Here is a 7,596-nt window from a genome sequence, read left to right as displayed (position 1 = left end):
CCCATCGTGTCAGCTCGTTGCGTGTCGTCGCCTTTCTCCCGCGTCATGACTGATCGAGTTTGCGAGCGTCATTTTCCGTCACTTGCGGGCAAAATATATTTCGCGATCGGCAGACCACGTTTATTGTTTGGATTCGGCAGGTGGGGGCGGCAGGCCGATCGGCGCCGAACTGCTGCGTCGGGGTTTCATCCTGACCGGCGTGGACAGCTCGGCCAGCCTCATCCGCCATGCCCGCTCGGCCCTACCGGACGGCAACTGGATCGTGGACGACATGCGGCGTTTCGATCCCGCGCATTGTTTTGACGGTGTCATCGCCTGGCATAGCTTCTTCCATCTCAGCCGGAACGATCAGCGGGCCATGATCCCACGCTTTGCAAGGCTGGTGCGAAGCGGCGGCCCGATCATGTTCACGTCCGGATCAAAAGCCGGTGAAGCATGGGGCGAATGGCAGGGAGAGCCGCTGTTTCACGCCAGCCTGGCTCCGGAGGAATACCGCGAACTGCTCGGCGCGGCCGGGTTCGAAGCAATCACCTACATCGACGCTGACCCTGTTGCGACCATCTGGCTAGCGACGTGGAAGGATGAAGCATGAGCCATTTCGATATCGAAGCGATCCGCCGCCAAGTCCGCGCGATGGATTTTGTGCGCGGCACCCCGGCGGAAGTCGCCATGTGGCGTGAGGACATGGCGGACTCGCGCGCCAACCTCGTGATCGAAAACATGATCCCGACGCCCAACGACGATGCGTTTTTCGCGATGATGCTGGACGAGGGCGTGCCCCCTCCCCTCGTCTCGCAAATCCTGCTCCGGCTGCTCGATCATCCCGACGCCGATTGATCCTTGCTGGTCACGTCCGCCGTCGCGGCACGCTGATGGCGGGTTCGCTAATTGGTGGGCGTGAGCCGATTAACTAGGTCGTGTTGATAGTGGCGATGCGCCGCTGCTGATAGCGAGCACATTGTCAGTTAGCGTAAGCACGATGGCGTGCCGGTTGTCAGGCAATCCGAGCCGAATGTTGTCCTGTCCTGCCCTGCGCGTTCAACGCAATCGAACGTCCGCGAGCGCCACGATGCCATAGCCACCTGCTCCCATCGGGGAGCATCGGGACGGCGTAAGCCGGCCCGTTCAACGGTTGCGTCATGTGTCGGTGTATCGAGGACGTGTTTGAAATCATGGTCGGCCGACTAGGCCGACGCCATTGCCGTTCTTTCTAAATGAATCGGGTAGCGGTTGCGGACCGTCATGAGACTCGCGCTGATCGCGGGCATCGATCGCGGCGCCGAGCCGGGCGAGCATCCGCCCCAATGCGCCACCAACGCGTGGGTCGGTGCATTCCGCGGCGCTCTGGCCGTTCAGCATCGACCGAGTTTCGGCGAGGCGCTGACCCTCGGCCGCGACGACATCGGCCGGCAGCGGCGCGGGGCGCAGCCAGCGCGGCAGCAGGCCGATGATGCGCGCAGGCACGATCGGGCGATAGGCATTGGAGGTCTGGGCATAGCGCGGCCCCGCCCCTGCCCCCTCGACGCGGCGAAACCGGCGCTGGCGCACCAGAAAGCCCAGTGCCTCCAGCACGGTCAGGCTACGCGCGATCGTCGCACGGCCGAGACCCGTCGCCTCGGCCAGCCAGTCATAGCTGGGGAACACCCGTCCCCGGTTGAGCCGCGCCAGCGTGCACAATTCCTCATACAGCCGCACCGCCCCCGCGCTCAGCCGGGTCAGGCGGCGCTCGGCGACGCTCAGCGAGCGCTCGCCCGCGCGCTCGATGCGTTTCAGGCGTCGGGCGCTGTCGAGCGCGGCGCGCGCCATGCGGACCAGGCGATCGGTCTCGCCCTTGCCGGGCACCGCGAAGAACAGGTCCTCGAACGTCCCCGCCTCGATACTGTCGCGGCGCACGGGCGCGCCGGTCGGGTGCGGCGCACCGCTTCGCGCGGGCGCACGGCGCGCGGGGATCCGGCCCAATGCGATGCAGGTCGCATCGCCAAGGCTGTGCAATGCCATCTTCCACGTCCCCTTTTCGTTCTGGGGCCGCGACCGGGCAAAAAAGAGGCGTGGCGCGAAACGCGCATCCTTGCGGCGAAAATCGCCCTGAGCTATTGGAAAGGGACTTGTTGAGACCCGTTCGACGTTTGGCGACGTCGTTCCAAAATCCTCGGGATGCCCGGCCTTCGCGCCGGGCTTTCCTTTATGTGGTCACGTCCGCTCCATTTCCTGTCGATCCGTCATCGGACCATTGTTCGTCCGGCACGCCGCCGGAACATTTCCCGATCATTGCCCAAAAATCCCGGCACCGGAAGCGCTTGCAGTTCGTGCTTTCGAGTAGGAAATGCCGGAAAAGTTCGTGCTATTGAGTAGGAATGACCATTTAGGTTCGTGCTTTCGAGTAGGAAATACCTTTTTTCATTCGTGCTTTCGGGTATGAAATGGCGTGAACGCAGCGACGAGGCGCATCGGGCGGCGCCGGGCCGTCCGATTCGGATCGATCAGGCCGGGTGATTCGCGCGCGGCGATTCGCGCGGCGACAGGGGTTTAACCGGCGCCGGCCTCGTCATCGGCCATGTTCCCGGTCGCGCCGTCCTCCGTCGCGCCGTCCTCGATCGCAATCGGGCGCGCGGTGATGACGACGGTGCACGGCATCGCGCGGCGGCCGCGGCGCGGCGCTTCGTCCCTCGCCGCCTCACCGCCGACCGTCTCGACCAGTTGCAGCCGGTATCCGGGGATCGCATCGGCCAGCGCGATCGCCTTCAAAGCGCTGCGGAAATTGGCCAGCGGGTTCTGATAGCCGATCTGGAGCCGGAACGTCGCCAGATCGACTTCCAGCGCCCCGCCCTCCGCCGCCGAAGGACAGGTCGAGCGCGCGACTTCGTAGATGCGCCGCTCGATCGGGCCGAGCTGGAAATAGGCATTGGCATAGTCGAGCACATGCCGGTCGAGCAGGATCGCGCGGTAAAGCCAGTCGCACAGCCGCACCTTGACCGCTTTCAGCCGCCGGTCGCCGCTGCGCGTCTTGGTGTAATGCAGGCGCGCTTCGGACAGCCAGGAGAAGAAGCCCTCCTCCCCCTCCCCGCCGGCTTCGATATTGGTCTTGATCTGCGTGCCCTGCAGCCGCTCCAGCGCCTCGGACAGCCGCGAATAGGAACGCGCCGAATGATTGCTGCCCGTCACGGTGAACAGGTCGTGCGCGGTGAACACGAAATCCTGCTGCACCGTCTCCCCCGCCTCGATCTTGGCGGCCATCAGGCTGGCGATGTAGAGGACGATTTCCTTGTCATAGATGGTCGCGACGCCGCTGGCCGAGGGGCGCACCTCGATCATCACGCGGTCGTGATTATAGCTGAGCGGCTTCATCCAGCGCTGTTTCGACAAGGCGAAAAAGGGGAAGGCCGCCAGCGAGCGTTCGCCCCGGATTTCGCCGTAAAGCGGGCTGTCGAGCCGGAACAGCTCGCCCTGCGGCACGCTGGCCGCGCCGGCGCGGCGGCGCTGGGGGGCGGCGGCGGAGTTGGCCGGGTCGGATGCGGGCGGCTCATCTCGGCTCATCGCGATTTTCTACTCAAAAGCACGAACTTTATGGCGTTCGCGGGGGTCGCCACAGGGTTACAGCCCCGGCAAGGGCGGCGCAATTCGTGCTTTTAAGTATGAAATGGGTGGCGGGCTGCGGTGCGGCTTTCGGCACTGGCCTTTGCAATCGCAAAGGTCTATGGGCGCGGCGATGGGGACGAACCGCATCGAGATGGCCGAACATGCAGCAAAGCTGCGCGCGCAGGGCCTGACCTTGAAGCAGATCGGCACCCGGATCGGACGAAGCGAGGGCGAAGTTTCACGGCTTTTACGATCCGTCATCAGCGCGGCGGCCTAGACCGCGCCACTATCAGGGAGAGGTTATGATGACCCGGTCTTCGGCCTTCGATCCGATATTCTCGCACACAACTGCGACGACCCCTGCCGAACAGCGGGTTTTCCGCTTCGATGGCTGGATGCCCGAACCGCTGGTGCTGCCCCCTGCCCCGGCCCCGGCGAGCGAACCGCACCGCAAGCGCTGAACCGCGGCGCGTTCAGCCGCGCTTGCCGGCATCGCGTGCGACGATCGGGCGCAGCCGGATTGCCGATATCGGCCAGCGTGTCGTCCACGCGCAGGCCGTAATGCAGATAATCGAGCAGCTCGTTGCCCAGTTCGGCGGCGACGACGGCGGCAAACGGAATGAAGCTGCCCAGCGACTGTCTGGTCATCAGCCGCACGGCCAGCAGCACCGCCATTCCCGCATGGATGTGCAGGATCGCATCGGGCAGGCCGGTGCCGTCGCCGATCCACATGATCCAGTCGTGATAGATGCCGGGAATGTCCATGCCGCCCCAGTGGCGAATCCGGCGGATTTGGCAAGCGGGATGTCGTCGTGCCCGACATGTCGACACGCATACATGTCGACATTGTCATTGCCCGCCGGGCGTCAGCCGTCCGCCAGCATCGCTTCGGCAGCGCGTAGTCCCGACAGCCACGCGCTTTCGACGCGCGGGGCCAGCAGCCAGTCGCCACAGGCCGACAGGCCCAGCGCGGCATTGCGATAGCTGCCGATCCCCGCCGCCCCCGACCGGGCATAGCGCCAGCGATGCGCGGCGGCATGCACCGGCATCGGCAGGCCGGGGATGCGCACGGCCAGCGCGCGGGTCAGCGCGTGCGCCACTGCTGCCCGGTCATCCTCGATATGGCGGGCCGACCAGTCGGCATCGGCATGGAGGGTCCACCCCTCCCCCGCGCCGCGCGCCGGCTTGGCCGCGTTGCGGACCGCGCGGTCGATCACGCCGTCGCCGTCCAGCAATGCGGGCGCGTCGACCGGGCGGTCAAAGCCCAGCATCGCTGTCCAGCAGGGCGCTGACGGATGCGCCATCGCCAGCGCCGCCAGCGCCGGATCGACACTGGCGGCCATGTCGGCGACCTGTTCGGCGGGCATCGCCAGCACGACATGGCCAAAGGGACCACGCCGCGCATCGTCGAAGCACAGATGCCAGCCCGCCCCATCGCGCGCGACCGCGCGGACATGTGCCGACCACTCGACCTGAACCGCCGCCGCCATCGCCGCCAGCGGCGCGTCCATCGCCGGCACGCCGATCCAGGCATCGTCGCCCGCCGCCGGCCAGGGCGCGGCTACCCCGTCCCTTGCCCAGCGGTCGAGCCGCGCGCGAAAGCCGGGATCGCGCGCGGTCATATATTGCGCGCCATAATCAAAGGCGAAGCGATGGTCCCCGGCGTCGACAAGGCGGCTTGCCAGGCGCCCGCTGGGCCGCCGCCCCTTGTCGAACAGCATGACCCGCCGCCCGGCCGCGACCAGGTGTTCGGCGGCGCTCAGCCCCGCCATCCCTGCACCGATGATCGCGATGTCGGCGTGCGTCATGGCCGACACCCGGCGTCACCCATGCCGACATGTCGACATGCATACAGATCGACCTGTCGGCGCATCAGGTGATGACGCTCGGCGCGTCCATGCCGGTGTGGCGGACAATCCCCGCCAGCGCGTCGGCGGCCGCGATCAGCGGGGCCAGTGCATCGCCCGTTTCCAGCGCCAGTTCGCCGTCGGGCGCGACATAGCGTTCCAGATAGACGCGCAACGTCGCCCCTTGCGTGCCGGTGCCCGACAGGCGGAACACGACGCGCGATCCGTCGGCGAAACGCACGCGGATGCCCTGTTGCGCGCTGACCGACCCGTCGGTGGGATCGGCATAGCTGAAATCGTCCGCCGCCTCGACCGGCCCGGCCGCGGTGTCGCGTCCCGGCAGGTCGGGCAGCGCCGCGCGCAATTCGGTCATCAGCGCGTCGGCGCGCTCGGTGGCGATCGCTTCATAATCGTGACGGGCATAATAATTGCGGCCATAGCGCGCCCAATGCTCGGCCATGATTTCGGCCACGGGCTGTCGCCGCACGGCCAGGATGTTGAGCCACAGCAGCACTGCCCATAGCCCGTCCTTCTCGCGCACATGGTCCGAGCCGGTGCCCGCGCTTTCCTCGCCACAGATCGTCGCCAGTCCGGCATCAAGCAGGTTGCCGAAGAACTTCCAGCCTGTCGGCGTTTCATATAGCGGGATGCCCAGCGCCTGCGCCACCCGGTCGGCCGCGCCACTGGTCGGCATCGAGCGGGCGATGCCCTTCAGCCCCGCGGCATAAGCCGGCGCCAGATGCGCGTTCGCCGCCAGCACCGCCAGCGAATCCGATGGCGTCACATATTGGCGATGGCCGATAATCAGGTTGCGGTCGCCGTCACCGTCGGACGCCGCGCCGAAATCGGGACCGTCCTCGGCCATCATCCGCTCATACAGGTCGCGGGCGTGGACCAGATTGGGGTCGGGGTGATGATGGCCGAAATCGGGAAGCGGCGTGCCGTTCACCACCGTCCCCGCGGGCGCGCCCAGGCGGCGCTCAAGAATGTCGGTGGCATACGGTCCCGTCACCGCGCTCATCGCGTCGAAGCTGAGCGTGAAGCCGCCCGCGAACAGCGCGCGGATCGCGTCGAAATCGAACAATTGCTCCATCAGCTCGGCATAATCGGCAACGGGGTCGATCACCTCGACCGCCATGTCGCCCAGTATCTGCGTGCCCAGCTGATCGAGGTCGATATCGGGCGCGTCGAGAATGCGGTATTCGGCGATTTCCAGCGTGCGGGCATGGATGGCGGCGGTCACGCCCTCCGGCGCGGGGCCGCCATTGCCGATATTATATTTGATGCCGAAATCCTCGTCCGGCCCGCCGGGATTGTGGCTGGCCGACAGGATCAAGCCGCCGAACGCCCCCGATTTGCGGATGACATGGCTGGCCGCCGGGGTCGACAATATGCCGCCCTGCCCCACCAGCACCCGGCCAAAGCCATTGGCGGCGGCGATCCGCAGCACCGTCTGGATGACCTCGCGGTTAAGATACCGCCCGTCGCCGCCGACCACCAATGTCTGTCCGGCGAAACCGTCCAGACTGTCGAACACCGACTGCACGAAATTGGCGGCATAATGCGGCTGCTGGAACACGCGCACCTTCTTGCGAAGGCCGGACGTTCCGGGCTTCTGGTCGGAATAGGGCGTGGTCGCGACGGTCTGGATCATGGCGGTCCCCCTTGGCTGGACGCGGGCGGTGCTGCCCGATTGTGCGCTGCGGCGCAACGACCGATCTTGGTGTTGTCGACATGTCGACATGTATGCGTGTCGGGGCGGATTGATCGAGCCGCTGAATCAATCGCGCCGCAGTGATTCAGACAAGTCGTCGGACAGGGCAGGGGGGCACGCATTATCATCGCGGCCATGCTGCCGTTCGAGCCACTGGAGCTGGTCGCCACCGACCCCGCGCGCAACATCCACCGGCGCTGGCGCGTGGCGGCGTCGTGCGACCTGTTCGGGCGCATCGCCATCCGCACCGACTGGGGCCGGATCGGCGCGGGCGGTCGCAGCCTGACGCGCAGCTTCGCCGATGAGGCCAGCGCCGCTGCCTATGTCCGCGCGCTGATCCGCCGCCGGGCGGGGGCAGGGGGGCGGATCGGCACGGCCTATCGACATGTCGGCGTGTCGACATGTCGGGCGGATGCTTGTGCAATATTCAGTTGGGGCGTATATATGCATCATCTGAAC

General features: G+C 66.5%; 9 protein-coding genes. 4 read left to right on the top strand and 5 right to left on the bottom strand.

Annotated elements, in window-relative coordinates; translation table 11 throughout:
- Positions 1-82: 82 nt before the first annotated feature.
- Positions 83-592 carry a class I SAM-dependent methyltransferase gene (locus VL973_RS04415; RefSeq protein WP_325282817.1) on the top strand — a complete coding sequence of 170 codons (510 nt, stop codon included), beginning with the start codon at positions 83-85 and terminating at the stop codon, positions 590-592.
- A complete protein-coding gene (locus tag VL973_RS04410) occupies positions 589-837 on the top strand; it encodes a hypothetical protein (protein ID WP_325282816.1) in 249 nt (82 codons plus the stop codon). The genes VL973_RS04415 and VL973_RS04410 overlap by 4 nt, the downstream gene beginning before the upstream one ends.
- A 333-nt stretch (positions 838-1,170) precedes the next feature.
- On the opposite strand, the gene VL973_RS04405 is transcribed toward VL973_RS04410, so the two are convergent.
- Together VL973_RS04405 and VL973_RS04400 are read right to left on the bottom strand one after the other, a co-directional pair.
- Positions 1,171-1,998: a helix-turn-helix domain-containing protein gene (locus VL973_RS04405; protein ID WP_325282815.1), complete on the bottom strand. Its 828-nt coding sequence runs from the start codon at positions 1,996-1,998 to the stop codon at positions 1,171-1,173.
- 528 nt (positions 1,999-2,526) lie between these two features.
- The gene (locus VL973_RS04400) at positions 2,527-3,534 is read right to left on the bottom strand and encodes a replication initiator protein A (RefSeq protein WP_325282814.1); all 1,008 of its coding nucleotides are present in this window, start codon (positions 3,532-3,534) and stop codon (positions 2,527-2,529) included.
- 160 nt (positions 3,535-3,694) lie between these two features.
- On the opposite strand from VL973_RS04400, the gene VL973_RS04395 reads away from it, so the two are divergent.
- A complete protein-coding gene (locus tag VL973_RS04395) occupies positions 3,695-3,853 on the top strand; it encodes a hypothetical protein (RefSeq protein ID WP_325282813.1) in 159 nt (52 codons plus the stop codon).
- A gap of 23 nt (positions 3,854-3,876) precedes the next feature.
- Here VL973_RS04395 and VL973_RS04390 read toward each other — a convergent pair whose 3' ends face one another.
- The 3 genes from VL973_RS04390 to VL973_RS04380 all read right to left on the bottom strand — a co-directional run bounded on the left by VL973_RS04390 (position 3,877) and on the right by VL973_RS04380 (position 7,077).
- Positions 3,877-4,341 carry a hypothetical protein gene (locus tag VL973_RS04390; RefSeq protein WP_325282812.1) on the bottom strand — a complete coding sequence of 155 codons (465 nt, stop codon included), beginning with the start codon at positions 4,339-4,341 and terminating at the stop codon, positions 3,877-3,879.
- A gap of 101 nt (positions 4,342-4,442) precedes the next feature.
- Positions 4,443-5,384, bottom strand: coding sequence for an NAD(P)/FAD-dependent oxidoreductase (locus tag VL973_RS04385; protein ID WP_325282818.1), 942 nt, complete (start codon positions 5,382-5,384; stop codon positions 4,443-4,445).
- A gap of 64 nt (positions 5,385-5,448) precedes the next feature.
- Positions 5,449-7,077 carry an alpha-D-glucose phosphate-specific phosphoglucomutase gene (locus VL973_RS04380; protein ID WP_325282811.1) on the bottom strand — a complete coding sequence of 543 codons (1,629 nt, stop codon included), beginning with the start codon at positions 7,075-7,077 and terminating at the stop codon, positions 5,449-5,451.
- 195 nt (positions 7,078-7,272) lie between these two features.
- On the opposite strand from VL973_RS04380, the gene VL973_RS04375 reads away from it, so the two are divergent.
- The coding region (locus VL973_RS04375; protein ID WP_325282810.1) for a WGR domain-containing protein at positions 7,273-7,596 on the top strand (324 nt) is incomplete at its 3' end.

This window comes from Sphingomonas sp., assembly GCF_035490575.1.
Lineage (GTDB): Bacteria > Pseudomonadota > Alphaproteobacteria > Sphingomonadales > Sphingomonadaceae > Sphingomonas.
The sequence above is the reverse complement of the archived record's forward strand: the minus strand, read 5'-3'. Positions and strand labels throughout refer to the sequence as shown.

Excerpts from the sequence above, each read along its gene's own strand:
- VL973_RS04410 (WP_325282816.1), top strand. The coding sequence starts at position 589 with ATGAGCCATTTCGATATCGAAGCGATCCGCCGCCAAGTCCGCGCGATG.
- VL973_RS04405 (WP_325282815.1), bottom strand. The coding sequence starts at position 1,998 with ATGGCATTGCACAGCCTTGGCGATGCGACCTGCATCGCATTGGGCCGG.
- VL973_RS04400 (WP_325282814.1), bottom strand. The coding sequence starts at position 3,534 with ATGAGCCGAGATGAGCCGCCCGCATCCGACCCGGCCAACTCCGCCGCC.
- VL973_RS04395 (WP_325282813.1), top strand. The coding sequence starts at position 3,695 with ATGGGCGCGGCGATGGGGACGAACCGCATCGAGATGGCCGAACATGCA.
- VL973_RS04390 (WP_325282812.1), bottom strand. The coding sequence starts at position 4,341 with ATGGACATTCCCGGCATCTATCACGACTGGATCATGTGGATCGGCGAC.
- VL973_RS04385 (WP_325282818.1), bottom strand. The coding sequence starts at position 5,384 with ATGACGCACGCCGACATCGCGATCATCGGTGCAGGGATGGCGGGGCTG.
- VL973_RS04380 (WP_325282811.1), bottom strand. The coding sequence starts at position 7,077 with ATGATCCAGACCGTCGCGACCACGCCCTATTCCGACCAGAAGCCCGGA.